Raw genomic sequence first — 25913 nt, 5'->3', positions numbered from 1 at the left:
CCCCGGCACCGAAACTCATCGCCACCCCGGCGACCGCTCATCGCCACCCCGGCCCCGACGCCCGCCACCTCAGCCCCTCCGCCGAGCACCCGCCCCTCCCGCATGACTTCTAAGGCACCTGCCCGATCCCCGCGCCCCCGCCTTAGGCCCACGATGACCAGGCATGACAACCACACCACGCACCCCGTGGACGCTCGTGCGGGTCCTGCGCGACCGCAACGCCGGTCTCTACCTCGCCGGAGTCGTGGTCTCCGGCTTCGGCACGTCCGCGCTGTGGCTGGCCTCCGGTGTCTGGGTGAAGGACCTCACCGGTTCGGACGGCCTGGCCGCGCTCTGCCTGCTCGCGATGTGGGCGCCCACCCTGGCCGGCCCCCTGCTCGGCACCCTCGCGGACCGCGTCCGCCGCAGGCCGCTGCTGATCGGCACGAACCTGCTGCTGGCGGCGCTGCTGCTCGCCCTCCTCACCGTCGACTCCCCCGACCGGCTCTGGCTGCTGTACGCGGTCCTGTTCGTGTACGGCGCGGCCGGCGTCGTCCATGACGCGGCCGAGGCCGCCCTGATCGCGAGCGCCGTCGACCGCTCCCTGCTCGGCGACTTCAACGGCCTGCGCATGACGGCCACCGAGGGCATGAAACTGTTCGCCCCCCTGGCGGGCGCGGGCCTGTACACGGTGTACGGCGGCCCGGGCGTCGCGCTTCTCGACGCCCTCACCTTCGTGGCGGCCACCGGCCTGTACGCCTGCCTCCGCGTCCACGAGCCCCGCCCCGAGCCGCCGACCACCGGCTGGCGGACCCGCACCGCCGAGGGCGCCCGTCACCTCCGGCACCACCCCCGGCTGCGCCCCCTCGTCCTCGCCGGCGGCGCCACCATGCTCTGCGCGGGCCTCAACGGGGCCATGACCTACGCCGTCGTCGACGACCTCGGGCGCTCCCCCGCCTACGCGGGTGTGCTCTACGCCGTCCAGGGCGCCGGCTCGGTGGCCGTCGGGCTGGTCTCCGGTGCCGCCCTGCGGCGCCTGGGCGAGCGCCGGTTCGCCGCGTACGGCATCGCCCTGGCGGCCGTGGCGACCGGGCTGCGTGCCGTCCCGTCCGACGCGGTGGCGCTGGTGTGCGGTGCGGCGATCGGCGCGGGGCTGCCCTGCGTCCTGATCGCCACGCTGACGGCCGTGCAGCGCGAGACGCCGGACGCGCTGCTGGGGCGCACGGCCGCGACCGCCAACACCCTGGTGTTCACGCCGAACGTCCTCGGACTGGCGGCGGGCGCGGCCCTGGTCGAACTGGTCGATCAGCGGCCCCTGTTGGCGGTGCTGGGCGGGGTCTGGCTCACCGTCGCCCTCCCCCTGCTTCAGCGGCCGGCGAGTGCCTCGCGCACCGACTCCAGGTCGCCGTCCGACGCCAACCCGGCGTGATACAACCGCAGTTCGGTGGCTCCGAGGCCCTGGGCGCGGGCCGCGTCCGCGGCGAGCGTGCCGGGGCTGCCGCCCATGCCGGAGACCACCCCGAAGTTGGCGGCGACGACGGCGCCCTCACGCCGCTGTTCGGCGAAGGGCGTCAGCAGGGCGGGACCGCCCGCGCACGGGACGACCACGCCGTCGGCGACGGACAGGATGTGCGCGGGGTCGACGCCCGGGTTGGCGCCCACGTGGTAGGTGACGGGGTCGGCGTGGAGCAGCACCTGGAAGTCCTCGGGCGCGGCCGCGCGGACCGCGGCGACCGCCTCCTCCTGGAGCGTGCGGGCCCGTTCGTCGCGCCACGCGCGCGTGGCGGCCGCGTTCGCCTCCCCGAGGAGCTTCTCGACCCCGGCCCAGCCCTCGTCAGGGGCGCCCCGCCACAGCGGTTCCAGCGCGGCCCGGACGGCGGCGGCCAGCTCGTCGGGATCGACGCCCTGGGCGCCGTAGCCCTCCCGGCAGACCGCGCAGAAGCAGAGGGCCATCAGGTAGAAGCCCGCGTCGCCGAGCGGCACCCCGCCGGTCTTGTCGTGGGCGTGCAGGTGCTGGAGCCCGTACCAGCCGAGGGACTCCAGCTCGGTGCCGCGCGCCCCGGGCCGGACCGCCGCCTCGGCGGCCAGCGTGACGAGGTACTCGCGGACGGCGGGGCGCGCGATGCACGGGGCCCACGCGTAGCGGTCGCCGTAGGCGTTGACGACGGAGGTGTCCGGGTGGTCGGCGCCGAGGCGGGAGTTGTGCGCGAGCACGACCCAGGTGTGCACCTCCAGACCGGCCCGCGCGAGCGCCTCGGCGGCCTCGCCGAAGGCGTCCCCGGGAGCCCAGTCCCCGGCCGCGTAGGGGCGCAGCTCGCGCCCCTTCCACCGGTCGTCCATGGGGTAGAGCACGGCGGCGTGCTCGGCGGTGACGATGCGGTGGCGCGGGTGGCGCGGGGTCAGGGCGCGGGTGGAGTGGTAGGCGGCGGCGAGCGTCGCCTGTCGTACGCCGAGCGCGGCGATCCGCCCGGCGGCCTCCGGGTCGCCGTTCACGTCCCAGGGGTAGACGAACGTCGAGGCCTTCACTTGTCCTCCGCCTTCAGTGCTGGTGCTGTGCGTTCACTTGCCCTCGTCCAGCAGCGCGTAGCCGCGCTCGATGATCTGGGCGAGCTGCTTGACATGATCCTCGGCCGGCTCGTGCAGCGGCGGGCGGACCTCCCCGACGTCGAGGCCCCGCATCCGTACGCCGGCCTTGACCAGGGCGACGGCGTAGCCGCGGCCCTTGGCGCGCAGTTCCACGAAGGGCCGGTAGAAGCCGTCGAGCAGCCGGTGGGCGGTGGTGTCGTCGCCGGTGTGGTGGGCCGTGTGGAAGGCGAGGGCGATCTCGGGCGCGAAGCAGAAGACGGCCGAGGAGTAGAGGGTGACGCCGATACCGCGGTAGGCGAGCTGGGTCTGCTCGGCGGTCGGCAGTCCGTTGAAGTAGAGGAAGTCGCCGGGCACCTCGGTGCGGACGGCGCTGACGATCCGCTGGAGCAGGTCGAGGTCGCCGAGCCCGTCCTTGAAGCCGATGATCCCGTCGGTGCGGGCCAGCTCCACGACCGTCTCGGGGGTGAAGACGGCGTTGTCGCGCTGGTAGACGATCACCGGCAGCGCGGTCGCGGCGGCCACCTCGCGGTAGTGCCGCAGCAGGCCCTCCTGCCCGGCGACCACGAGGTAGGGCGGCATGGCGAGCAGTCCGTCGGCCCCGGCCGCCTCGGCGAGCCGCGCGTACCGCACGGCGAGGGCGGTGCCGTAGCCGGCGCCCGCGACGACCGGCACCCGGCCCGCCGTCTCCTCCACGGCCGCCCGCACGCACGCCTCGAACTCCTCGGGCGTCAGTGCGTGGAACTCGCCGGTGCCGCAGCACGCGAAGACGGCGGCCGCCCCGGCCTCCACCCCCCGGCGCACGTGGGTGCGGTAGGCGTCGAGGTCGACGGAGCCGTCGGGGCCGTAGGCGGTGACGGGGAAGAACAGGGGCCCGCTGGGGATGCCGAGTCGAGTGGCGAGGTCGGCAGGCGTCACAAGCTCTCCCTAGAACGAGGACGAGTACGTGCAGGCTTCGGAACGTGCGGTTCAGGACGCGCAGCATCAGGACGTGCAGGCTTCTGATCGAAGTTTATGGTTATGAACATGGGCAGCGCCACCCTTGACGAGCCAAGGAAATGATCCTTAGCTTGTCCACGAGTGTGAATACTGTGCATTCATGCGGCCATCGACCCAAGGAGAACCGAGGATGCCAGCGCCCCGCACCGTTCTGCTCACCGGCGCCGCAGGCGGGCTCGGCACCCTGATGCGGGACCTGCTCCCCGCGTACGGCTACCGGCTGCGGCTGCTCGACCTGCGGCCGATCGAGGGCGAGCCGGACGCCGTCGTCGCGGACCTCGCCGACAAGGACGCCGTGCGCGAGGCCGTCCGGGGCGTCGACGCGATCATCCACCTCGCGGGCATCTCCCTGGAAGCCCCCTTCGAGAAGATCCTCAAGGCGAACATCGAGGGGACCTACCACCTCTACGAGGCCGCCCGCGAGGAGGGCGTCGGCCGCATCGTCTTCGCCTCCTCCAACCACGCGGTCGGCTACACCCCCCGCCCCCGGGGCACCGACCCCCTCATCCCGATCGACACCCCGCGCCGCCCGGACACCTTCTACGGCCTGTCCAAGTCCTTCGGCGAGGACCTCGCGCAGTTCTACTGGGACAAGCACGGCCTGGAGACGGTCTCCGTGCGCATCGGCTCCTGCTTCCCCGAACCCACCAGCGTGCGCATGCTCTCCCTCTGGATGAGCCCGGCCGACGGCGCCCGCCTCCTCCACGCCTCCCTGACCGCCGAGAACGTCGGCCACACCGTCGTCTACGGCTCCTCCGCCAACACCCGCCTGTGGTGGGACCTGACCACCGCCCGCGCCCTCGGCTACGACCCCCAGGACGACTCCGAGCCCTACGCCGAGAAGCTGATCGCCGAGCAGGGCGAACTCCAGGACGGCGTGGAGGCCCACGCCTACCTGGGCGGCCAGTTCGTGACGGACCCACCGGTCTGGCCGTACTGACACTCGCGCAAGAGCGGGCGGGCACCGAACGGGCCCGCCCGCGGGCACATCCGGGCAGCACAACAATGCTGGGTGCAGGCGCGCAAGCGCCACACCCAGGGGCGCGGGCCGTGACATTTGCGGCTCCGCCGCGGGGCGCGACCAGCCACGACAAACCCGCAGCCGCCGCACAACAGAAATCCCCGAGCGCGTAGGCCCACCCCGCCCGAACGGGCACACGCGGTCAACATCGGTCACGGAACAGACCTGGTCACCACCCCACACCCGCTGTACAACTTCCTGCATACGGCCCGAACGGGCAGCACGACAGGAAGGCGGGTGACCGAATGACCAGTACCGCGGAAGAACGCCAGCGGGAAATCGTGCGCGCCGCCCGCACCACCGGCGCCGTCGACGTCAACACCCTCGCCGCCCAACTCGGCGTGGCCAAGGAAACCGTCCGAAGAGACCTCCGCGCCCTGGAGGACCACGGCCTGATCCGCCGCACCCACGGCGGCGCCTACCCCGTGGAGAGCGCCGGCTTCGAGACGACGCTCGCCTTCCGCGCCACCAGCCACGTCCCCGAGAAGCGCCGCATCGCGACCGCCGCGGCCGAGCTCCTCCAGGACGCCGAGACGGTCTTCGTCGACGAGGGCTTCACCCCGCAGCTCATCGCCGAGGCACTGCCCAGGGACCGGCCGCTGACCGTGGTCACCGCGTCCCTGCCGGTCGCGGGCGCCCTCGCCGAGTCCGAGAACACCAGCGTTCTCCTCCTCGGCGGCCGGGTCCGCCCCGGCACCCTCGCCACCGTCGACCACTGGACGACGAAGATGCTGGCCGGCTTCGTCGTCGACCTCGCCTACATCGGCGCCAACGGCATCTCCCGCGAACACGGCCTCACCACCCCCGACCCGGCGGTCAGCGAGGTCAAGGCGCAGGCGATCCGGGCCGCGCGCCGCACGGTGTTCGCGGGTGTGCACACCAAGTTCGGAGCGGTCAGCTTCTGCCGGTTCGCCGAGATCGGCACCCTGGAGGCGATCGTGACGAGCACCCTGCTCCCCACGGCCGAGGCCCACCGCTACTCCCTGCTCGGGCCGCAGGTCATCCGCGTCTGACCATCCACCTCACCCCCTGTAGGGCCACTCCTCACCACCCACAGGGCCGCGCCCCACCTTGGCGTGCCCCTTATCTCCCCATACGTCCAGGAGCGATCCATGCGAACCCAGAGCCGACGACGGCCCCCGCGAGCCACGCTCGCCATGGCCGCCGCAGGGACGCTGCTCGCCCCGCTGCTCTCCGGCTGCTGGGTCGGAGCGGGCGGGGCCGGAGCGGGCGGCAACTCGATCAACGTCCTCATGGTCAACAACCCCCAGATGACGGAGCTCCAGAAGCTCGCCCCCCACTTCACGAAAGAAACGGGCATCAAGGTCAACTTCACCGTCCTGCCCGAGAACGACGTCCGCGACAAGATCAGCCAGGACTTCGCCAACCAGGCCGGCCAGTACGACGTGGCCACCCTGTCCAACTACGAGATCCCGATCTACGCCCGCAACGGCTGGCTGCACGAGATGGACTCCTACGTGGCCAAGGACCCGGCCTACGACGAGCAGGACGTGCTCAAGCCGATGCGCGAGTCCCTCACCGGCGACGACGGCAAGCTCTACGGGCAGCCCTTCTACGGCGAGTCGTCCTTCCTGATGTACCGCAAGGACGTGTTCGCCAAGGAGGGCCTGACCATGCCCGCCCACCCCACCTGGACCCAGGTGGCCGACCTCGCGGCGAAGGTGGACGGGGCCGAGCCCGGCATGAAGGGCATCTGTCTGCGCGGACTGCCGGGCTGGGGCGAGGTGATGGCTCCCCTGACCACCGTCGTGAACACCTTCGGCGGCACCTGGTTCGACAAGGACTGGAAGGCCCGCCTGGACTCCCCCGAGTGGGAGAAGGCCGCGAAGTTCTACGTCGACCTGGTCCGTGAGCACGGCGAGTCCGGCGCCGCCCAGTCCGGCTTCGCCGAGTGCCTGAACAACCTCACCCAGGGCAAGGTCGCCATGTGGTACGACGCCACCAGCGCCGCCGGTTCCCTGGAGGCGGCCAACTCCCCCGTCAAGGGCAAGCTGGGCTACGCCCCCGCCCCCGTCGAGGAGACGAAGTCCTCCGGCTGGCTCTACACCTGGGCCTGGGGCATCCAGGACGCCTCCCGCAACCCCGACAAGGCCTGGAAGTTCGTCTCCTGGGCCTCCGGCAAGCGGTACGAGCAGTTGGTGGGCGACGAGATCGGCTGGTCCAACGTGCCCGCCGGCAAGCGCGCGTCGACGTACACGAACCCGGCGTACCGCAAGGAGGCCGCCGCCTTCCAGGAGATGACCAAGGAGGCCATCGAGGGCGCCCGGCCGAACGACCCCGGCGTGCAGCCGCGCCCCGCGCCCGGCATCCAGTTCGTCGGCATCCCCGAGTTCACCGATCTCGGCACCAAGGTCTCCCAGGAGATCAGCGCGGCCATCGCCGGACGCCAGTCCGTCGACGCGGCCCTGAAGAAGTCGCAACAGCTCGCCGAGCGGATCTCCGAGGAGTACGAGGGACGATGACCGCGACGACAACGGCCCCGGTGGCCACCGCACCCGTACAGCGCACGCGGCAGCCCTCCGCCCGCCTGCGCGCCTGGGCCACCCGCGCCCCCCTGCTCCCCGCCCTGATCTTCATGATCGTGGTCACCCAGCTCCCGTTCGTGGCCACGCTGGTGATCTCCTTCTTCGACTGGAACTCCCTCTATCCCGACGCCCGCAGCTTCACCGGCATCGACAACTACCAGCAGGTGCTGACCGACGCCGACCTGCGCCGGTCGGTCTGGACGACGATCCTGCTGACCGTCGCGGTGGTCGTGGTCAGCCTCGTCCTGGGACTGGTCCTCGCGCTGCTGCTGGACCGGAGGTTCAAGGGCCGGGGCGTGGTCCGCACGCTGCTGATCGCCCCGTTCCTGGTGGTACCGGTGGCGGCCGCGCTGCTCTGGAAACATGTGCTCTACAACCCCGAATACGGCCTGCTCAATGGGTTGTTGCACTATGTGGGCGGTCCTCAGCCGGACTGGATCTCCAACACCCCGCTGCTCGCGGTCGAGGCCTCCCTGGTCTGGCAGTGGACGCCGTTCATGATGCTGATCCTGCTGGCCGGCCTCCAGAGCCGCGACCAGCAGCAGATGGAGGCCGCCCGGGTGGACGGCGCGAGCGACTGGCAGATCTTCCGCTATCTGACCCTCCCGCACCTGCGCCGCTACCTGGAGCTGGGCGCCCTGCTGGGCTCGATCTACATCGTCCAGAACTTCGACGCGGTCTTCACGATCACGTCCGGGGGCCTGGGCACCGCCAATCTCCCCTACACCGTCTACCAGAGCTTCTACCAGGCCCACGAGAACGGCCTCGCCTCGGCCGCGGGCGTCCTGGTGGTCATCGGCTCGATCATCATCGCGACCTTCGCCCTGCGCGTGGTGTCGTCCCTGTTCCGCGAGGAGGTGGGCCGGGCATGAGCAGTATCGCCGTACGACGTCGCAGCGGCCGTGGGAAGGGCGCCGGCCTCGGGCTGGTGGCCTGGCTGCTGGGGATCGTCTTCTTCCTGCCCATCGCGTGGATGGCCCTGACGTCCTTCCACTCGGAGGCGGACGCGGCCACCAACCCGCCCTCCTTCGGGGCCGCCCTCACCCTGGACGGCTACCGCGAGTTCTTCGGCACCGGGGGCGGCGCGAGCCCCTGGCCGGCCCTGATCAACTCGACCGTGGCGTCGGTGGTGTCGACCCTGTTCGTCCTGCTGCTGGCCCTGCCGGCCGCGTACGCGCTCTCGATCCGGCCGGTGAAGAAGTGGACGGACGTCCTGTTCTTCTTCCTGTCCACGAAGATGCTGCCGGTGGTGGCGGGCCTGCTGCCGATCTACCTGTTCGCCAAGAACGCCGGGATGCTCGACAACATCTGGCTGCTGGTCATCCTCTACACCTCCATGAACCTGCCGATCGCGGTGTGGATGATGCAGTCCTTCCTCGCCGAGGTCCCGGTCGCGGTCATCGAGGCGGCCCGGGTGGACGGCGCGCGGCTGCCGACGATCCTGGCGCGCGTGGTGGCCCCCATCGCGCTCCCCGGCATCGCCGCGACCGCCCTGATCTGCTTCATCTTCAGCTGGAACGAGCTGCTGTTCGCCCGTGTCCTGACGGGCGTGGTCGCCGAGACCGCCCCCGTCTTCCTGACCGGCTTCATCACCAGCCAGGGCCTGTTCCTGGCGAAGGTGTGCGCCGCGTCGCTCGTCATCTCCCTGCCGGTGCTCGCCGCGGGGTTCGCCGCCCAGGACAAACTGGTCCAGGGCCTGTCACTGGGAGCCGTGAAATGAAGGCCGCCGTCATCGAGTCCGTGGGCCGTGCCGTCGTCGCCGAGGTCCCGGACCCGACGCCGGGTCCGCGCGAGGTCGTCGTCGAGGTCGCCGCGTGCGGTCTGTGCGGCACCGATCTGCACATCCTCCAGGGCGAGTTCGCGCCCAAGCTGCCGATCGTGCCGGGCCACGAGTTCGCGGGCGAGGTGGTCGGCGTCGGCACCCAGGTCACGGAGGTCTCGGTCGGCGACCGGGTGGCGGTGGACCCGTCCCTGTACTGCTACGAGTGCCGGTACTGCCGTACGGGCCACAACAACCTCTGTGAACGCTGGGCCGCGATCGGGGTGACGACCGCGGGCGGCGCGGCCCAGTACGCGGTGGCCCCGGTCGCGAACTGCGTACGCCTCCCCGAGCACGTCCGCACCCAGGACGCGGCCCTCGTGGAACCCCTGTCCTGCGCGGTCCGGGGCTACGACGTCCTCCAGTCCCGCCTGGGCGCCCACGTCCTGATCTACGGCTCGGGCACGATGGGCCTGATGATGCTGGAGCTGGCCAAGCGGACCGGCGCGGCGAGCGTGGACATGGTGGACGTCAACCCCGCCCGCCTGGAAACGGCCCGCACCCTCGGTGTCTCGGCATCCGCCGCGAACCCCGACGAACTGGACCGTCCCCAGGGCTGGGACCTCGTCATCGACGCGACGGGCAACGCGGCGGCCATCCAGGACGGCCTGGAGCGCGTGGCCAAGGCGGGCACGTTCCTCCAGTTCGGCGTCGCCGACTACGCGACCCGCGTGACGATCGACCCGTACCGCATCTACAACCAGGAAATCACCATCACCGGCTCCATGGCCGTCCTCCACAGCTTCGAGCGGGCGGCGGAACTCTTCGCGAACGGCGTCCTCGACCCGGACGTCTTCATCAGCGACCGGATCCCGCTGGACCGGTACCCGGAGGCTCTGGAGCAGTTCGCGGCAGGGGTGGGGCGGAAGATCGTGGTGGTGCCGTAGGGGTTCCTGAAAATCAGCCCCTCCGGCGTTTGAGGAGCGGGGGTCCAGGGGGCAGAGCCCCCTGGCGGGGTCGAAGGGGCAGCGCCCTTTCAAGGATGGGACGGGTAGGGGCGGCGGGGGCGAAACCCATGCGCCCACCGAATGGTCCCGGGTAAGGGAACGGTAAAGCGCCCCCGCTCGTTCACCGGGCATGACAGCTATGACCCCCGGCTCGAACATCCCCCTCTCCGCCGCCCGCGTGACGGTGGACGTCGCCGCGCCCGTGCGGCTCGACGTATCGGGCCTGCTGCTCACCGCCGACGGCAAGGTGCGCTCCGACGACGACTTCATCTTCTACAACCAACCCACCGGCCCCGGCGTGACCTACCGCTCGGGCGGCGGCACGGCCCCCGACGCGATCACCGTCGACACGGCCGCCGTACCCCCGGGTATCGAGAAGATCGTCGTCACCGCCAGCCCGGACGCCGCGGGCCAGACCTTCCAGGGCGTCGAACCCACGGCCACGATCCGCAACGCGGACGACAACAGCGTCCTGGCCACGTTCACACCCCCGCAGCTCGGCAGCGAGACGGCCCTGGTGATCGTCGAGGTCTACCTGCGCAACGGCGCCTGGAAGGCCCGCGCGGTCGGCCAGGGCTACGCCAACGGCCTGGCCGGCATCGCCACCGACTTCGGCGTCACGGTGGAGGAACCGGCCCCGGCCCCCGCGCCCGTCGCCCAGCCGGTCGCCCCGCCCCCGTCGCCGCCCGCCATGCAGCCCCCGGCCGCGCCGCCCGCCCCGCCCGTGGACCCGCGCCTGGCCGCGCCCCCGGCCCCCGCCGCTCCCCCGGCACCGCCGGCCGCCCCGGCCCCCGGAGCCGGGAAGATCAACCTCGACAAGGGCCGGGTCAGCCTCCAGAAGAACCAGACCGTCTCCCTGGTCAAGGGCGGCCGCCCGCTGCTCTCCCAGGTCAAGATGGGCCTCGGCTGGGAGCCGGCGTACCGCGGCAAGGACATCGACCTCGACGCCTCGGTCATCGCCTACGGCCCCCAGCGCAACCACATCGACAGCTGCTACTTCGGCAAGCTGTCCATCGTGGGCGGCGCGATCAAGCACTCCGGGGACAACCTCACCGGCGAGGGCGGCGGCGACGACGAGGTGATCGTCGTGGACCTCGGACGGCTGCCCCAGGAGGTCACCGGGCTGGTCTTCACGGTGAACTCCTTCTCCGGCCAGAAGTTCACCGAGGTCGCCAAGGCCTACTGCCGTCTCATCGACGCCGCCACCGGCGAGGAACTGGTCCGCTTCGACCTGACCAACGCCGAGGCGCAGACCGGCGTGATGATGGCCAAGCTGATCAAGCAGTTCACCGGCGAGTGGGACATGACGGCGATGGGCGACTTCGTCAAGGCCCGCACCGTACGGAACATGGTGAAGCCGGCCGCGCAGGCGCTCTAGGCGTACGGCCGGTCCGTGGCCGCGGGATCGTCCGGTCGCGGGGGTTCGCATCCGCCCCCGCGGTCCCGGGCCGGCTGATAGATTCCAGGAGTTCGTGTCCGTCCGAGTGCTGACCGTGGAAGAGGTGAGGTTGATGACCGCGTTCAAGGCCCCTGCCGTGCGCTGCGCCCGAGTCGTCCTCACGTCCCGGGCGAGGGTCTGACCTCGACACCCGTCCACTCACACGAACACCTTCACGAAACGGATCCGCATCCCGTCATGAGCATGCGCACCGACTGGATCACCCGCGCCGAGACCGGCGCCGACCTCCCCGCCGTCCGCGAGATCGAGCTGGCGGCCTTCGACACCCCGCTGGAAGCCGACCTCGTCGACGCCCTGCGCGCCGACGCCGCCTGGATCGACGGCCTGTCCCTCGTCGCCGCCGACCAGGAGGGCCGCCTCGTCGGCCACGCCCTCCTGACCCGCTGCCACATCGGCGACACCCCGGCCCTCTGCCTGGGCCCCGTCGCCGTCCTGCCCACCCACCAGAACACCGGCGCCGGTTCCGCCGTGATCCGCGCCGCGCTGGCGGCCGCCGAGGCCAAGGGCGAGCGTTACGTCACCGTCCTCGGCCACCCGGCCTACTACCCCCGCTTCGGCTTCACCCGGGCCTCCGACCACGGCATCACCGTCACGCTCGACGTCCCGGACGAGGCCCTGATGGCCCTCACGCTCGACCCCGCCCACCCCCTGCCGAGCGGCACGATCCGCTACGCACCTCCGTTCGGCATCTGACGGGACGGCGCCGACGGCAGCCGCGGCGGCCACAACCGCCGTAGCTGCCGCCGGCCGCACTCGCTGTCCTGGCTGCCCTGGCCGCGGGCGTTCGTGCCGCCCAGGGCAGCACCCGTCCCGAAGACGGACGGCACCCGGCAACCGCCGGTGAGCGCCTTCCACCGCCCCGGCCGCAGCACCGGGAACAGGCGAACCCTCAACAGCCCGTACCGCTTACCCCCGCCGTAGCCCCTCCGTCAGCAGCGCCAGATACCGCCGTACGTCCTCTTCCCCCGCCCCCGCCAACTCGGCGGCCACAGCCACCCCGTGGGTCAGGCGCAGGACCTCGATCGGCTCGACATCCCCGCGCAGTGTCCCCTCCCCCTGCGCCGCTTCCACCAGCCCCGTGGCCGCCGCGCGCATCCGGTCCGCGCACACCGTCGCCGCGGCGGATCCCCCGTCCGCGACGGCCGACCCCAGCAACGCCTTCATCCCCCGCACCTGGATCGTCCCGACGGCCAGCTCGTAGAGCCACGCCACCAGCGCCTCCCCCGGCGGCAACGCACGGGCGAACACCTCCGCCCGCCCCGCGATCGCCTCGATACGGTCGACATAGGCGGCCTCCAGCAGCGCCTGCCGGGTGGGAAAGTGCCGGTACAGCGTGCCGACCCCGACCCCCGCCCGCCTCGCGATCTCATCCAGCGACGCCCCCTCCCCGTGCTCGGCGAACGCCTGCGCCGCCACCTCCAGCAACCGCTCATGGTTGCGCCGGGCATCCGCACGCATGGACCTGACCTGCGCCATCCCGTCACTCCTCGCACCCCGGGGCCCCTGTCCGCACCCTACCCAGCGGGCGTCCCCGAGTGTCGGCGCACCTCAGTCCACGACGAACCGCTCCACTCCGACCTCGGCCAGCGAGTCCAGGGCGTCCAGCCGAGAGGCGGCCGCGACGATGTCGTCGTACTCCGCGCGCCGAACGCCGATACGGAAGTGGGCGATCACGCGCACGAGGTCGTCCACGGCCAGGTCCGCCTCGTCGTTGTCGACCATGTGGACGACCGACTGAAGCGCCCCGACGGGCCCTTTCTCCCCCGCCGACCGCCGCGCGATGCTCTCGGCGACGGAGCGGACGAGCGCCCCGGGCAGGTCGGGGACCGTCTGCGGGTCCGGTGCGTTCATGTACGGAGTCCTCCTCGTCGTGGCGGCCCCTCGCGGCGCCCTCTCACATCTTCGTCGCCCCCGCCGCGAGGTCCCGCAGGAAGTGCCGCGCGCCCAGCAGGAAGACGAGGATCAGCGGGACGACGCTCATGAGGGAGCCGGCCATCACGAGGGAGTAGTCGGTGTTGTAGAGGGTGTTGAGGTTGGCCAGGGCGACCTGGAGGGTGACCTTGTCGGGGTCGATGAGGACGACCAGGGGCCAGATGTAGTCGTTCCAGAGGCCGATGAAGGTGAAGATGCCGAGGAAGGCGAGGGCAGGGCGGAACAGCGGCAGCGCGACCGTCCAGTAGAGGCGGAAGAAGCCGGCGCCGTCGATCCGGCCCGCGTCCAGCAGCTCGTCGGGCAGGGAGTTCTGGGCGTACTGGCGCATCCAGAAGATGCCGAAGGCGTTGGCGGCGCTGGGGATGATCAGCGCCTTCAGGGACCCGGCCCAGCCGAACTCGGCCATGGTGACGAACTGCGGCACCAGGGAGAGCTGGGCGGGAATCATGTAGGTGACGAGCAGCATGCCGAAGAGGAACTTCTTCGCCGGGAACTCGTACTTGGCGAAGGCGAACGCGGCCAGCGAGTCGAAGAACAGCACCAGCACGGTGCCGAGCACGGCGACCACGACCGTGTTGAACAGCGAGCCGAAGAAGTCGACGGTGTCGAGCACCCGCCCCATGTTGTCCAGCAGATGCGGGCCCGGCACCAGCTTGGGCGGGTAGCGGTAGATGTCCTGCGTGGTGCCGGAGGCGAGCACCACCAGCCAGTAGAAGGGGAACAGCGAGATCAGCACCCCGAGCAGCAGTGCCGCCCGCACGCAGATCCGGGTGAGCCTGCTGCCGGAGCCGATGGCCAGGCCCGCGCTGCCGGTCGTCCTGTCCTCAGCGGCCATCGCGGGCCCCCTTCCGGCGCAGCAGTCCGGCCAGGCCGGGGCGGCCCTCGTCGCGGTCGGAGCCGGACACCAGGCGCCAGTTGATGATCGTGAAGACCGCGATGATCGCGAAGAGCAGCCAGCCCATCGCGGCGCCGTAGCCGAACTGGTGCTCCTTGAAGGCCTTCTGCCACAGATAGAGCACGATGGTCATCCCTTCCTGGCCCGGTCCGCCCGTGGTGCCGACGTCGTCCGACTGGAAGAGCACCTGCGACTCGGTGAAGATCTGGAGGCCGTTGATGGTGGAGGTGATCGCGGCGAAGAGGATCACCGGACGCAGCTGCGGCACCACGACCCGGAAGAGGGTCTGCCAACTGTTGGCGCCGTCCACGCGGGCGGCCTCGAAGTGCTCGGTGGGGATGGCCTGGAGGCCCGCGAGGAAGATCAGCGCGTTGTAGCCCACCCAGCGCCAGATGATCATGAGGGAGACGGACGACTTGATGCCCCACTCGGAGGACAGCCAGCCGATCCCGTCCATCCCGATCGCCCTGAGCGCCGAGTTGGCGAGACCCGACTGGGCGAAGACCGAGCCGAAGACGATGGTCATGGCGACCATCGAGGTCACGTTGGGGATGAAGTACGCCACCCGGTAGGCGCCGGTGAACCGCACCTGCGAGTGCAGCAGGAACGCCAGCACCAGGGCCAGGAACAGCATCGGCACCGTGGACAGGAACCAGATCTCGAAGGTGTTGAGCACCGAGTGCCAGAACACCGAGTCCTCGAGCAGCCAGCCGTACTGTTCGAGGCCGACGAAACGCATCTCCCCGATGCCGTCCCAGTCCTGGAAGGACAGGTACAGCGAGAACACCACCGGGAAGGCCCCGAAGACGGCGAACAGCACATAGAACGGCGAGATCGCGAGCAGCGGCGGAACATGCCGCCTGCGTCCGCCCGGTGCGGTGGACCGGCTACGGCGGTCGGGGCGCCGTTCCTCGGCCGCCGGCGCGCCCGTCGGGTCGAGAACCGTGGCCATGTCAGCTCACCCCCAGCCGGGACACCGTGGTCTCGGCGGTGTTCACGGCGTCCCGCCAGGCCCGGCCGGGGTTCTTGCCGAGCATCTCCACGTTGGTCAGCTCCTGGAAGAACGGGGTGTTGGCGCTCTCCTCGTAGGGGCTGAAGTAGACGACCGGGGCCTTCCGCGCGGCCGGGCCGAAGACGTCGATGGGCCGCTGGCCGCCGAAGAAGGGGTCGGGCGTGCGCATCGCGGGGTCGGCGTAGACGACCGGAGTGGTGGGGAACAGGGACATCTCCTGATAGCTCCTGAGCTGGTTCTCCGGGCTGAGCAGCCAGGTCAGGAAGGCGAAGCCCGCCTCCGGGTCCCGGCAGTAGCGGGTCAGGGTCATGTAGGAGCCGCCGTAGTTGCCGGGGCCGTCCGGCATGGTGGTCAGCCGCCAGGCCCCGGAGGTCTTCGGCGCGGATTCCTTCAGGCTGTTGACGGCCCACACCGCCGTGGTCATCGTGCCGACCCGGCTGCCGCTCATGGCCGCGTTGTAGTCGGGGGTGCCGTCCGTGATCCGGGCGCTCAGGCCCTGGCGGAGGATCTCCACGGAGATGTCCCAGGCGCGTCGGACGTGTTCCTGGTCGCCGATGAAGCGGTTGTCGGCGTCCACGAACTGCCGGGTGCTCTGGAGCAGGATCTGCTGGAAGACGTTGCCGATGTTGCTCACCAGGTAGGGCTTGCCGGGGGCCTTCGCCCGCAGCCCCTTCCCGGCGGCGATGAACTTCTCCCAGGTGGGGACCGCCTCGGCGATGTCCGCGGGCTCGTACGCCAGACCCGCCTGTTCGAAGAGGTCCCTGCGGTAGTACAGCGCGGTGGGACCGGCGTCGAGGGGGAAGCCGATCATCCGGCCCGACGGGGTGAAGCAGCTCTTCCACTTCCAGTCGAGGTACCGGTCGCGGACCTTTTCCGCGCCGAGTTCCCTGAGGTCGAGGAACTCGTGCTCGTCGGGGAAGAAGGTGGCGAGGTTGTCGGAGTTGGCGACCGTGATGTCGGGGACGTAGGCGCGGGCGGCGAGGCTGGTGCGGACCTTGGAGTCGATGTCGCCGTCGGGGATCTGCGAACCCCGCACCCGCAGTCCCGCCCGGCCGGGGACACCCCGCCGGGCGGTGGCGAGGAGCTTGTCGCTCAGGGAGCCCTTCCAGTACCACAGGCTCAGATGGTCGGTACCCGCGGAGGCCGAGCCACTGCTCGCCCCGCATCCCGACAGACCCAGCAGGGCTCCGCCCACGCCACCGAGGGAGACCCCCAGCAGACGTCGGCGGGACAGCCTTCGGTGTTCCATCACGCGGCACTCGCTTTACGGGGAGGGGGAAGCGGAGGGAGGCGCAGAACGGCGGACAACGATGTCGGTGGGGCGGCTCGTGAACGTTCACGGGAACGTTCACGTCGAGTATTGAGGCGGCCGAAAACCACTGTCAAGACACGTACATCGGTGATGTCGCGACGACGTGTCAGGGGGCGTGTGGGGTGCGTGAAGGCGGGTGGAGGCGGGTGCAGGCCGGTGAGCGGAGGCTGCCGGCGAGCGGCTGCCGACGGAGATCGGCCGGTCACGCGGAGGTGCGTACCACCAGCTCGGGGATCACCCACGCGTCCGCGCCGGTCAGCGGTTCCTCGCCCGCGCGCAGGCGGGCCACCTGCTCGACGGCCAGTCGCCCCAGACGCCGTTTGTCGAGGTGGAGCGTGGTCAGGGCGGGCTCGACCAGTTCGCCGAGCGAGAGCCCGTCGAAGCCCATCACGGCCAGGTCGCCGGGGACCTGGCGGCCGTGGCGCCGGGCGGTCCGGATCGCGCCGATGGCGATGAGGTCGTTGAAGCCGAAGACGGCCGTCACCTCCGGCCGCGCGGCGAGCAGGCGCTCCATGCCCGCCTCGCCGCCCGCCACGCTGTGCTCGGGGCACTTGACGACCCAGCTCCCGTCGACGGGCAGTCGGTGCCGCCGCGCCTCGGCCAGGAAGGCCTCCCGTCGCGGTCCGGGGGCGTCGAGCCGGTCGCCGTCCAGCATGCCGATCCTGCGGTGGCCGGTGCGCACGAGGTGGGCGATGCCCTGCTCCAGACCGGCGGCGGCGTCGATGCCGACGGCCGCGAACCGGGTCTGCTGCGGGCCGCGTTCCAGCAGCACCAGCGGCATGCCGCCGAGGTGTCGGGCGAGGACGTCGTCGTCGTTCTTGAAGTAGCCGACGACCGCGTCCGCCTGGTGGGAGAGCACGTCGAGCGCCTCGCGCTCGCGGCCGTCGTCGGTACGGATGTCCCACACCACGACCTGCCAGCCGCGCTGTTCGGCGGCCTCCAGCACCCCGGCGGCCACCTCGGGGAAGAACGGGTTCATCAGGTCCGGGATCACCAGCCCCGCCGTCACCGTGCCCTTGCGGACCAGCCCCCGCGCGAACCGGCTCGGCCGGTAGTCCAGCATGCGGGCCGCCTCCAGCACCCGCTCCTTGGTCGCCGGGTCGATCTCGCCCTTGTCGTTGACCGCCCGCGACACCGTCTGCCGCGACACCCCGGCCAGCCGGGCCACGTCATGGATCGTCGCCCGCCGACGGAGTCCGCCGCCGGACTCGTCGCCACGCGGCGCCCGCTGCTCGTTGTCGGCCCACACGCTGTGCACTGTATCCGGCCGTCGGGAGAGCGGATCGGCGCGGCGGCCGGAACAGTGCGGTATCCCTGCCGGGCGGGGGGCGGTGGGGGTCGCGCCGTAGGGGGTCTGTGCGATGCCGGGTGCGGGTAGCGCTGTGGCTGGTCGCGCAGTTCCCCGCGCCCCTTGGGTTGGTGCACTCACGTCGGTCGAGCTGCGGGCAGCGTCGCCGCTCCCGTCCGCCCCGCTCAGAACAGCGCGCTGTACGCGTTCAGCGCCGGCTGGCCGCCCAGGTGGGCGTAGAGCACGGTGGAACCCGTGTCGATCTCGCCACGGGCGACCAGGTCGACCATCCCGGCCATCGACTTGCCCTCGTACACCGGGTCGGTGACCATGCCCTCGGTACGGGCGGCGAGCCGCATCGCCTCCAGGGTGGTCTCGTCGGGGATGCCGTAGACGCCCGCGTGGTAGCGCTCGTCGAGTTCGACGTCGGCCACCGTCAACTCCTTCTGTACGCCGATGAGTTGCCCGGTGCGGTCGGCGATCCGCGCGATCTGCTCCCGGGTGGTGGCGGGCTTGGCGGAGGCGTCGATGCCGAGCACGCGCCGGGGCCGCCCGCCGGCCTCCTCCAGCGCCCGGAAGCCGGCGACCATGCCGGCCTGGGTGGACCCGGTCACCGAGCACACCACGACGGTGTCGAAGAAGACGCCCAACTCCTGTTCCTGCTCGGCGACTTCATGGGCCCAGCCGGCGAAGCCGAGACCGCCGAGCGGGTGGTCGGAGGCACCGGCGGGAATGGCGTACGGCTTGCCGCCGCCCTCCTCGACCTCCCTGAGCGCCTGCTCCCAGCTCTCCTTGAACCCGATGCCGAACCCGGCCTTCACCAGCCGTACGTCGGCCCCGGCGAGCCGGCTGATCAGGATGTTGCCGACCTTGTCGTACACGGCGTCCGGCCACTCCACCCAACTCTCCTGCACCAGCACGCACTTGAGCCCGGCGCGGGCGGCACAGGCGGCGACCTGACGGGTGTGGTTGGACTGCACGCCGCCGATCGAGACGAGGGTGTCGCAGCCCTGGGCGAGGGCGTCGGCGACCAGGTACTCCAGCTTGCGGGTCTTGTTGCCGCCGTACGCGACACCGGAGTTGCAGTCCTCGCGCTTGGCCCACAGGGAGGCGCCGCCGAGGTGCGCGGTGAGCCGTTCCAGGGGGTGGACGGGCGAGGGGCCGAAGAGGAGGGGGTAACGCTCGTACGAGGAGAGGGACTTGGGTGCTGCGGTTGCCATGGATCCTCCCGGATCAGTCGCTGTCGGCGAGCTCGGCCAGGCCTCGCCAGATCTCCGCGGTGACCCGGACGGCCTCGTCCACGTCACCGGCCGCACAGGCCTCGATCAGTCGCTCGTGCAGACCGGTCGAGCGGCAGTTGCCGCCCTCGCCGAAGCGCCGTCGCTCCAGCCGGCGGATGAGGGGGGTGTAGCGGGCGGTGGTGGCGGCTGCCGCGCGGTTGCCGCTGACGCGGACCAGGACGTCGTGGAGTTCGTCGTCGGCGTGCAGGGCGGAGTCCACGTCACCGGCGCCGACGGCGGCCGCGAACCGTTCGTTGGCCGCGCGCATCGCGTCGATGTCGGCGGCGGACAACCGCGGCACGGCGACCCGGGTGACCAGCTCGTGCATGGCCCCGACCACTGCGGCGGCGTCCCGTACCTCGGCGGCGACCACCTGCGTCACCCGGGTGTAGCTCTGCGGCTTGCTCTCCAGCAGCCCCTCGTCCACCAGCCGCGCGAAGGCCTCCCGCACCGGCGCCCGCGACAACCCGAGCCGCTCGGCCAACTCGGCGTCCCGCACCACCGCACCGGGCTCGATCTCCCCGGTGACGATGGCGTCCCGGATGGAGGTGTAGGCGCGGTCCCTGAGCAGGGTGCGGCTGACGGGGCGAAGGGCTTCCATGGACTGACATGTTAGATGTCAATCCTGGACGCGGGCAAGGGTGTGGCCCGCACCCCCCGTAGAAGTGCGGGCCACGCTCACGGCCGGCTCGGCCAGGTCCGGCCAGTCCGGCCCGACCCCGCTCAGGCGGCCCAGGGCCAGTCGGCGTCCCGGGCGGCCTCGATCAGCGGAACCATGCGGAAGGCCGCGTCCGAGAGACCTCCGAAGGTGTGCCGGTTCGCCTTGCCCGAGGGGCCGTGACCCGCCCGGTAGCCGGCGAGGTTCCAGGTGTAGACCGGCACACCGGCCGGAACCTGCTCGGTCGGGTCGCCGTGGTGGTTGTGGGCGTACTGCTCGTCGGTGACGATCAGCACCCGGTCCTGGCCCCGGTAGTGCGCGCGCACCGCCGAGGTGGTGTCGGTGCCGCCCAGGTCGCCGAAGCGGCCGAGGACCCTGAGCACCGACTCGCCCTCGCCGAACGTCAGACGCCGGCTCGTGGTGCCGAACTCGACGAGATCCGCGTCCGCCGCCCGCAGCGCGAGCGCCGTACCGAAGATCGCCGCCGCGTCGGCCCGGTTGAGCTGCGAACGGTCGGAAAGCCGCGCCCACATCGAGCCCGAGCGGTCCACCAGCACCAGCGTCCGGCCGGGCAGCGCGGGCACGTTGGCCAGCGAGTGGCCGAGCGCCCGCTCCAGCGGGTACGCCCACCGCAGCGAAGGCGCGTGCTGGTACGCGGCGAGGTACCGGAACGGGAACTGCCGCGAGCGCGCGACCTCCGCGGGATCACTGATCCGGGCGGCGACCCGGGCCGCCACCTCGTCCGAGACCCCGGCCTCGTCGAAGTTGCGCAGGTTGCGGACCAGCGCCATCGGGCCCATCGACGGGATCACGGCCTCCCAGGCCGCCTTGTCCATCGGCCCCTGGAGCCAGCCGGCCAGCGCCTCCCACGTCATCCCGGCCGCGGCCAGCCGCTCGGCGCCGCCGTCCGAGGTGAGCACCGCGCGCCGCCGCGCCACCGGCAGCGCCATCAGCTCGCGGTGCGCGGTCAGCACCCGGTTCGACGCGGGCGGCACGGCCGTCTCCGGGTTGTGCCGGCGGTCGAGGGCGTACCGGAACAGCTCGCCCTGCCACGGCTTGTCCGGGTCCGGCGCCGCGTGCACCAGGTTGAGGATGTCGCCGAACCGGTAGCCCTTGGACGCGGTGTCGTACTTCAGCAGCGACTTGCCACCGTAGAGCCGTCGTACGGCATCGGCGACGCCGCGCTTGACCGGCTTCGGGACGGCACGGCCGTACGTGGCCGTCCAGTACCCGAGGAACTCACCGGGCTCGTCCGGCCGCTGGAGCACGGAGTCGACGACCTGCCGGTTCGACGGGCCGTCGGTGACGCCCGCGTCGAGGCGGGCCTTCACGTACTCGGCGGCTCCCACGACCGCGGCCGTGCGCAGGTTGCCCTCGGCACGCAGCCAGCCGAGCAGGCCGGCCGTCCACTCCGCGTCGGTGACGGCGAGGTCGCGCACGAGGCGCGCGAACCGCTCGTCACGGCTGTCGCCGGACTCGTAGAAGGTCTGCTGGGAGACGAAATTCGAGACAGCCAGCAAAAAGAGCTCGGAGCGCGCGTCGCGCTCACGGCCGCGGCCGCCCTCGAAGGTACGGAGCACCCGTCCCGTCGACGTCACACGCGACGTGGGCTGCGCCTTGGCGGCCCGGGTGTTGAATCGTGCCATGGTGAATTCCCCCGAATTCCTTTCCTTTTCGGAGGAGGCGCGACAGAAGGAGGGTGCCCGAGATCAGGAGTCGGCGACGGACTTTATCCTGGTGCTCTACCGAATTGAGCTGCACCGACCCTAAGTCGATGACGGGACTCGAACCCGCAACCGCCAGATCCCGTGAAGTAACCGTTGCCTGCGCACCGGGCACCCACCATGAGCCGCGCCTCCCGAGATCGAATCGTCGCACCGGGAGGTGCGTGAAGTTGTGGTGTCCAGAGTTCAGGCCGGCGGAACCGACGTAGGTGCTCTGCCCCTGAGCTACACCGGCGCGTTGTACCGGTGGCGGGATTCGAACCCGCGGCCGCCCCATTATGAGTGGAAGTAGGTCCTGCCTTCGCACCTGGACAGGAATGACTTTAGAAGCCGAACCTCGGTGGGCGCCAAGGGTTTTTACAGGCGCCATGCGTCGGTGACGAAGGAAACGGCCGTGCGCAGCGCCGGCAATGCGCTGTCCCCGTCAGGGAAATGACGGGCCACGACTCGCGCGAGCTTCCCGAACCGCCGGTCCTCCCGTACGGTGCCGAGCCTCGCCGCCACCGGGGGAATCAGCCGCGCGACGATGTCGGCGGGCGGATCGGGGTCCACCGCCAGAGCGTGGACGAAGTCCTGTAGAAGGTCGGGGAGGCCGATGTCCAGCGTGGTGCCCTCCACTTCCTCCAGAGCCACCGCGTAGGCGCGCCGGCGCTCGCCGGCCGGGGCGAGCCGGGTCGCCGCGAGGACGAGCCTTCCCACGGCAGGTCCCCTGACGTCCTCCGCGTCGATGGCCCGGGCGATCCGCATCCCGGCGTGCCAGTCGTCCTCGGCCACGGCCAGGGCGACCCCGCGCAGGGCGTCCCGACCCACCGCGTCCTCCGGTTGCCGCTCGCAGAGGTCCCGCGCGGCGGCGACGGCCAGGTCCGGGTCGGCGCGCGCGACGGCGGGGAGGACGTGGAGGAGCAGACGGGACCGCTCGACGACGGGGAAGAGCCAGGCCGGCCACTCCCCCGGCGGGTCGGCCGGCACATCGAGGGCGGCCCGCGGGTTCACCCGCGCCAGGGCCAGCATGGTTGCGTGAACTGCCTTCCACTGCAGGGAATCTGACGGGTCCTCAACGTTCTGCCGCCGCAGCCAGTCGGACGGAGACCGCCCGGTCCGGCAGACCATCCGTACCCCCTCCAGGGCCGTACCGAGGGCGGGTTGTCGTCGCACGGCGGACTCGGCGACGCGATCCGTGCCCGGAAGCTCCGTCAGGAGCAGCGCCAAGACCTCGACCGCGTCCTCGCCCCTCAGGCGCCCGGTCACCACGTCCACGAACGCGTCCGGCGACAGCAGCCCATAGGTCCGCCGCACCGCCCGTGCGACGCCGGGCCAGGTCGGCGGGCGGGCCACCCTCCTGTCGTAGGACGGATCCAGGCAGTACCGGAGCAGATCGCGGGCGGGGCCGTCGGTGCCCTCCGCCACCTCGGGATCCAGAGCCAGGGCGGTCGCCGCGAGCAGGGCCGCTCCGGGGTGCCGGGCCCGGGCGGCCAGCAGTTCCGCGGCCGCTCGGAGACCCGGGCCCTCGGGCGGGTCCGTGGTCGCCTCGTCCGCCGGCCGGAGTTCGACGCGCCGCCGCAGAGCCTCGGCGAGGCTGTCCGGGGGCGAGGGGGAGAAGGCGGCACGCATCGCGTCGTACTCGGCCCGGAAGGCGGCTCCTTCGGCGATGGGCGAGACGAGTCGGAGCAGTTCGCTCGCGCCCTGCCGGTCGCCGCGGGGCAGCTTTCGCGCGAGCAGTCCGGCCAGTTGAGCGCGGGTCGCACTGAACTCGGCCCCGATGGAGGCCACTTTGCGTACGCCCTGCCGGGAACAGTCCGCGGGCAGTGCCTCGGCCCAGGCCCGGTAGACGCCGTGGGTGTCGAACCACTCGGCGACACGCCAGGCGTGCTCCGGGTCCGTCGGGCAGAGGTGGGCGACGACGGCCTCGCCGAAGGTGTCGCGACCGGGGTTCGGTTCGGGTGTCAGCGCGCCGACGATCTCGGCCGCCGCGTCGGGGTCGAGAGCGGCGAGTGCGGCGCACAGACGACCGTTGAGTACGGTCCTCTCCCAGTCCGGCGGGTCCCGGAGGTAGTTGTTCTCCGCCTGGAGGAACCGGAACACCACGGACGCGCCGAGCCGCGCCGCCAGGGGGTGCCGCCGCAGGGCTGCGAGGTCCAGTTCGACCAGGTCGACGGCCCGTAGGCGCGGCCACGGGCTGGGCAGGTCGCCCAGTGCTCCGGCGGTGGGGCGGGACAGCCCGGCGAGAACGTCGGTGGACGCTCGCAGCGCGCGTTCGTCCGGGTCGTGGGTGAGGGCCGCCGCAAGCAGCAGGAGGTCGATGTCCTGGAGGGCGTCCGGGTCCGCCGTCTTCTCCGGAATCCGGCGAAGGGGCAGGCCCGTCGCCAGGGCCTGCCGGTAGCTCAGCCGGGTCCTGATCCAGTCGTCCGCCGCCGAGGAGCCGAGCAGCCGGTGGGCGTGTGCCGGGTCCACCGCGGCCAGCGCCTCCAGCACCGTCGCACGGACCGGCCCGCTCACCTCGTCGGCCAGGTCCGCCGCTCGCTGGGGGTCCCAGCGGGCCCGGCCGACAGCCACGGCGTCCAGCAGTTCCCGCCGGTCGCCGGCGAGCGCGAGCGCCCGGTCGGCCAGAGCGGGCTGCGCCGCCAGGGCCGTCAGGAGGACCGGCCGGTCGCCGCGGTACAGCGGGTCCGGGTCGCCGTGCGGGGCCAGGGCCTCCTCGGCGAGGGCCCAGGCCTGGTCGGGGTCGGTCGGGGCGAGGGCCGTGGCGGCCACGGCGAGCAGGTGCGGGCGCTCGTCCGGTCCGGCCAGGGACAGGACCGTACGGACGGCGGCGGACCGCCCTTCGCCCGCCAGGGCGGTCAGCACGTGGGCGAGGCGGCTGCCGCCGTACAGCCCGGTGCCGGTGGTGAGGCTCAGGCCCGCCAGGGCCAGGTCCTCGTGTCCGGCCTTGACCAGCAGGGTGGGCATGTCGGCGCCGAGGAGTTCGAGCAGTGCCCCCTTGATCCTCCGGGCCGTCCAGGACCACAGGACGGCCCGGACGAGGTCCGGTTCGGCGAGGGCCACGGCGATCGGGGCGTCGAGAGCCCGCAGGACGGCCGCGGCGGCGTCGGGTCCCTCGGCGATCCGGGCCGCGCAACCGGGCACGAGCAGGCGGTCGAAGTCGGCCGCCGTCCAGCCCGCGAGGCGGGCGTGGGTGAGGAGGTGCCGGGCGCCGTAGTCGTCGAGCCGCTGCCAGCGGGTCCAGTCGGCGGTCCGCTCGCAGTAGGCGTCCAGCACGCGCTGGTGGGCCTCCTCCGGGTCGCACCACCAGCGCCGGGCACGGTTGCGGTCGGCGAGGAACGCGCGGAACTGGGCGTGGTAGAGGGAGTGGCGCTCCCCGGCGGTGGCGGCCTCGGGGCTGAGCAGCGGGCCGATGCGTTCGAGGACGCGGGCGGCGACCGAGGGGCGAACTCCGCTGAGACGGACCAGAGTCGGCAGGTCGAGGGGTTCCTGGACGGCGACCAGCGCCGAGAACACCGGGTGGTAGCCGTGCTGCCAGCCGATCTCCGGATCGCCGTCCACGATCTTGAGCAGATAGCCGTACTGGCTGCCGTCGAGGTCGGGCGGGGTGTCCCGCACCACTCTGTGCACCTGTGCCGGTTCGAGGGCGCCGGCCGCCCGGACGGTCTCCACGAGCAGACGGGCGTGCAGGAAGTTGCCGCCGGTGCGCTGGTCGGACAGGTCCAGGACGGGGCCGTCCGGCAGCTTCAACTCGCCCTGGAGGAAGACCCGTACGTCCCTGCGCGTCTCGTCGCCGCCGGGCCCGTGGGACAGGTGCCACTGCCGTACGTCCGTCTCGGGCAGCCGTTCCGCGAGGAGGTCCGGGTAACGGGTCGACAGCAGCCAGCGCACCGGGGCGAGTTCGCCGCCGGTGCCCAGTACCAGGTCGGTCAGCTTGGTGCGTCCGTCGTAGAAGTCGGCCTCGTCGAGCGCGTCCACGGCGATCAGGACCGGGGGCAGCCGGTGGTCGGCGACGAGTCTGCGCAGGGGGCCGGTGACCGTGCGGAACCAGGCGGCCTCGTCCGAGGGGGCGTCGACCACGAGCGTCGAAATGAAGACGCCCGCGTTGACGCCCTCGGGGTGCACCTCGTCGGCCAGCGCGGTGCCGGTGACCTTGACGGGGGCGCTCGGCGCCGCGTCGAGCCCGATCAGCGCGGCCGTGAACCCGCCGATGCGGGCGGCGAGTTGGACCGACAGGCTGCGGGCGGCCTCGACCGGGTTACGGGTCGTCAGGTCGCGCGGGTCGCAGAAGTGCCGTGCGGTGACCGCGGGTTCGCGAGCGACCAGGCGGGCCATGGCGGTGGTCTTGCCGGTGCCGACACCGCCGCCGAGCACGAAGTAGCGTTCACCGCCGTGCGCATGCCAGTCGGCGACGGCACGGAAGAGATCCGTACGGCCCGCGAAGTCGGCCAGGTCCTCCATGGCGGGGCACCGGGCCCGT

At 71.9% G+C, this 25913-nt stretch carries 21 protein-coding genes; 9 read left to right on the top strand and 12 right to left on the bottom strand.

What is annotated here, in order from left to right; translation table 11 throughout:
* Window positions 1-163: 163 nt before the first annotated feature.
* Window positions 164-1408 (top strand): MFS transporter, encoded by a 1245-nt coding sequence (locus tag K4B79_RS06515; protein WP_232025284.1) that lies wholly within the window; start codon window positions 164-166, stop codon window positions 1406-1408.
* On the opposite strand, the gene K4B79_RS06510 is transcribed toward K4B79_RS06515, so the two are convergent.
* Both K4B79_RS06510 and K4B79_RS06505 read right to left on the bottom strand, forming a co-directional pair.
* Window positions 1345-2505: a hypothetical protein gene (locus K4B79_RS06510; protein ID WP_232025283.1), complete on the bottom strand. Its 1161-nt coding sequence runs from the start codon at window positions 2503-2505 to the stop codon at window positions 1345-1347. The genes K4B79_RS06515 and K4B79_RS06510 overlap by 64 nt on opposite strands.
* 33 nt (window positions 2506-2538) lie before the next feature.
* Window positions 2539-3480: a 5-dehydro-4-deoxyglucarate dehydratase gene (locus K4B79_RS06505; RefSeq protein WP_232025282.1), complete on the bottom strand. Its 942-nt coding sequence runs from the start codon at window positions 3478-3480 to the stop codon at window positions 2539-2541.
* Between the two features lie 211 nt (window positions 3481-3691).
* On the opposite strand from K4B79_RS06505, the gene K4B79_RS06500 reads away from it, so the two are divergent.
* From K4B79_RS06500 to K4B79_RS06465, 8 genes are all read left to right on the top strand, one after another.
* Window positions 3692-4501: an NAD-dependent epimerase/dehydratase family protein gene (locus K4B79_RS06500; protein ID WP_232025281.1), complete on the top strand. Its 810-nt coding sequence runs from the start codon at window positions 3692-3694 to the stop codon at window positions 4499-4501.
* 326 nt (window positions 4502-4827) lie between these two features.
* Window positions 4828-5595, top strand: coding sequence for a DeoR/GlpR family DNA-binding transcription regulator (locus K4B79_RS06495; RefSeq protein WP_232025280.1), 768 nt, complete (start codon window positions 4828-4830; stop codon window positions 5593-5595).
* Window positions 5596-5694: 99 nt separating this feature from the next.
* Entirely contained in the window at window positions 5695-7065 is a 1371-nt protein-coding gene (locus K4B79_RS06490) for an ABC transporter substrate-binding protein (RefSeq protein WP_232025279.1), read from the top strand.
* Window positions 7062-8000, top strand: a complete 939-nt coding sequence (locus tag K4B79_RS06485) for a carbohydrate ABC transporter permease (protein WP_232025278.1) — start codon at window positions 7062-7064, stop codon at window positions 7998-8000. Before K4B79_RS06490 ends, K4B79_RS06485 begins: the two co-directional genes overlap by 4 nt.
* On the top strand, window positions 7997-8848 hold the full coding sequence (locus K4B79_RS06480) for a carbohydrate ABC transporter permease (RefSeq protein ID WP_232025277.1): 852 nt from the start codon (window positions 7997-7999) through the stop codon (window positions 8846-8848). The genes K4B79_RS06485 and K4B79_RS06480 overlap by 4 nt, the downstream gene beginning before the upstream one ends.
* Window positions 8845-9834, top strand: coding sequence for a zinc-dependent alcohol dehydrogenase family protein (locus K4B79_RS06475; RefSeq protein WP_232025276.1), 990 nt, complete (start codon window positions 8845-8847; stop codon window positions 9832-9834). Before K4B79_RS06480 ends, K4B79_RS06475 begins: the two co-directional genes overlap by 4 nt.
* 199 nt (window positions 9835-10033) lie before the next feature.
* Window positions 10034-11272: a TerD family protein gene (locus K4B79_RS06470; protein ID WP_232025445.1), complete on the top strand. Its 1239-nt coding sequence runs from the start codon at window positions 10034-10036 to the stop codon at window positions 11270-11272.
* A 264-nt stretch (window positions 11273-11536) separates the two neighbouring features.
* Window positions 11537-12046: a GNAT family N-acetyltransferase gene (locus K4B79_RS06465; RefSeq protein WP_232025444.1), complete on the top strand. Its 510-nt coding sequence runs from the start codon at window positions 11537-11539 to the stop codon at window positions 12044-12046.
* Between the two features lie 213 nt (window positions 12047-12259).
* Here the strand turns inward: K4B79_RS06465 and K4B79_RS06460 are convergent, their stop codons facing one another.
* The 10 genes from K4B79_RS06460 to K4B79_RS06415 form a co-directional block, all read right to left on the bottom strand.
* Window positions 12260-12829, bottom strand: a complete 570-nt coding sequence (locus tag K4B79_RS06460) for a TetR/AcrR family transcriptional regulator (RefSeq protein WP_232025275.1) — start codon at window positions 12827-12829, stop codon at window positions 12260-12262.
* Between the two features lie 72 nt (window positions 12830-12901).
* Window positions 12902-13204 (bottom strand): hypothetical protein, encoded by a 303-nt coding sequence (locus tag K4B79_RS06455; RefSeq protein WP_232025274.1) that lies wholly within the window; start codon window positions 13202-13204, stop codon window positions 12902-12904.
* 43 nt (window positions 13205-13247) lie between these two features.
* The gene (locus tag K4B79_RS06450; protein WP_232025273.1) at window positions 13248-14120 is read right to left on the bottom strand and encodes a carbohydrate ABC transporter permease; all 873 of its coding nucleotides are present in this window, start codon (window positions 14118-14120) and stop codon (window positions 13248-13250) included.
* Window positions 14110-15132 (bottom strand): carbohydrate ABC transporter permease, encoded by a 1023-nt coding sequence (locus K4B79_RS06445; RefSeq protein ID WP_232025272.1) that lies wholly within the window; start codon window positions 15130-15132, stop codon window positions 14110-14112. The genes K4B79_RS06450 and K4B79_RS06445 overlap by 11 nt, the downstream gene beginning before the upstream one ends.
* A 1-nt stretch (window position 15133) precedes the next feature.
* On the bottom strand, window positions 15134-16441 hold the full coding sequence (locus tag K4B79_RS06440) for an ABC transporter substrate-binding protein (protein WP_232025271.1): 1308 nt from the start codon (window positions 16439-16441) through the stop codon (window positions 15134-15136).
* A 265-nt stretch (window positions 16442-16706) separates the two neighbouring features.
* On the bottom strand, window positions 16707-17753 hold the full coding sequence (locus K4B79_RS06435; RefSeq protein WP_232025270.1) for a LacI family DNA-binding transcriptional regulator: 1047 nt from the start codon (window positions 17751-17753) through the stop codon (window positions 16707-16709).
* Between the two features lie 224 nt (window positions 17754-17977).
* Window positions 17978-19012: a 1-aminocyclopropane-1-carboxylate deaminase gene (locus K4B79_RS06430; RefSeq protein WP_232025269.1), complete on the bottom strand. Its 1035-nt coding sequence runs from the start codon at window positions 19010-19012 to the stop codon at window positions 17978-17980.
* Between the two features lie 13 nt (window positions 19013-19025).
* Window positions 19026-19673, bottom strand: a complete 648-nt coding sequence (locus K4B79_RS06425) for a GntR family transcriptional regulator (RefSeq protein ID WP_232025268.1) — start codon at window positions 19671-19673, stop codon at window positions 19026-19028.
* A 122-nt stretch (window positions 19674-19795) separates the two neighbouring features.
* Window positions 19796-21376 carry a TROVE domain-containing protein gene (locus K4B79_RS06420; RefSeq protein WP_232025267.1) on the bottom strand — a complete coding sequence of 527 codons (1581 nt, stop codon included), beginning with the start codon at window positions 21374-21376 and terminating at the stop codon, window positions 19796-19798.
* A gap of 435 nt (window positions 21377-21811) precedes the next feature.
* Complete coding sequence (locus tag K4B79_RS06415) at window positions 21812-25894, bottom strand: hypothetical protein (RefSeq protein WP_232025266.1); 4083 nt, start codon at window positions 25892-25894, stop codon at window positions 21812-21814.
* Window positions 25895-25913: the final 19 nt, after the last annotated feature.

It is taken from the genome of Streptomyces lincolnensis, from assembly GCF_021173675.1.
Lineage (GTDB): Bacteria > Actinomycetota > Actinomycetes > Streptomycetales > Streptomycetaceae > Streptomyces > Streptomyces lincolnensis_B.
This window is presented reverse-complemented; position numbering and strand designations above follow the sequence as displayed.

Excerpts from the sequence above, each read along its gene's own strand:
- K4B79_RS06515 (WP_232025284.1), top strand. The coding sequence starts at position 164 with ATGACAACCACACCACGCACCCCGTGGACGCTCGTGCGGGTCCTGCGC.
- K4B79_RS06500 (WP_232025281.1), top strand. The coding sequence starts at position 3,692 with ATGCCAGCGCCCCGCACCGTTCTGCTCACCGGCGCCGCAGGCGGGCTC.
- K4B79_RS06495 (WP_232025280.1), top strand. The coding sequence starts at position 4,828 with ATGACCAGTACCGCGGAAGAACGCCAGCGGGAAATCGTGCGCGCCGCC.
- K4B79_RS06490 (WP_232025279.1), top strand. The coding sequence starts at position 5,695 with ATGCGAACCCAGAGCCGACGACGGCCCCCGCGAGCCACGCTCGCCATG.
- K4B79_RS06485 (WP_232025278.1), top strand. The coding sequence starts at position 7,062 with ATGACCGCGACGACAACGGCCCCGGTGGCCACCGCACCCGTACAGCGC.
- K4B79_RS06480 (WP_232025277.1), top strand. The coding sequence starts at position 7,997 with ATGAGCAGTATCGCCGTACGACGTCGCAGCGGCCGTGGGAAGGGCGCC.
- K4B79_RS06475 (WP_232025276.1), top strand. The coding sequence starts at position 8,845 with ATGAAGGCCGCCGTCATCGAGTCCGTGGGCCGTGCCGTCGTCGCCGAG.
- K4B79_RS06470 (WP_232025445.1), top strand. The coding sequence starts at position 10,034 with ATGACCCCCGGCTCGAACATCCCCCTCTCCGCCGCCCGCGTGACGGTG.
- K4B79_RS06465 (WP_232025444.1), top strand. The coding sequence starts at position 11,537 with ATGCGCACCGACTGGATCACCCGCGCCGAGACCGGCGCCGACCTCCCC.
- K4B79_RS06460 (WP_232025275.1), bottom strand. The coding sequence starts at position 12,829 with ATGGCGCAGGTCAGGTCCATGCGTGCGGATGCCCGGCGCAACCATGAG.
- K4B79_RS06455 (WP_232025274.1), bottom strand. The coding sequence starts at position 13,204 with ATGAACGCACCGGACCCGCAGACGGTCCCCGACCTGCCCGGGGCGCTC.
- K4B79_RS06450 (WP_232025273.1), bottom strand. The coding sequence starts at position 14,120 with ATGGCCGCTGAGGACAGGACGACCGGCAGCGCGGGCCTGGCCATCGGC.
- K4B79_RS06445 (WP_232025272.1), bottom strand. The coding sequence starts at position 15,132 with ATGGCCACGGTTCTCGACCCGACGGGCGCGCCGGCGGCCGAGGAACGG.
- K4B79_RS06440 (WP_232025271.1), bottom strand. The coding sequence starts at position 16,441 with ATGGAACACCGAAGGCTGTCCCGCCGACGTCTGCTGGGGGTCTCCCTC.
- K4B79_RS06430 (WP_232025269.1), bottom strand. The coding sequence starts at position 19,012 with ATGGCAACCGCAGCACCCAAGTCCCTCTCCTCGTACGAGCGTTACCCC.
- K4B79_RS06425 (WP_232025268.1), bottom strand. The coding sequence starts at position 19,673 with ATGGAAGCCCTTCGCCCCGTCAGCCGCACCCTGCTCAGGGACCGCGCC.
- K4B79_RS06420 (WP_232025267.1), bottom strand. The coding sequence starts at position 21,376 with ATGGCACGATTCAACACCCGGGCCGCCAAGGCGCAGCCCACGTCGCGT.
- K4B79_RS06415 (WP_232025266.1), bottom strand. The coding sequence starts at position 25,894 with ATGGAGGACCTGGCCGACTTCGCGGGCCGTACGGATCTCTTCCGTGCC.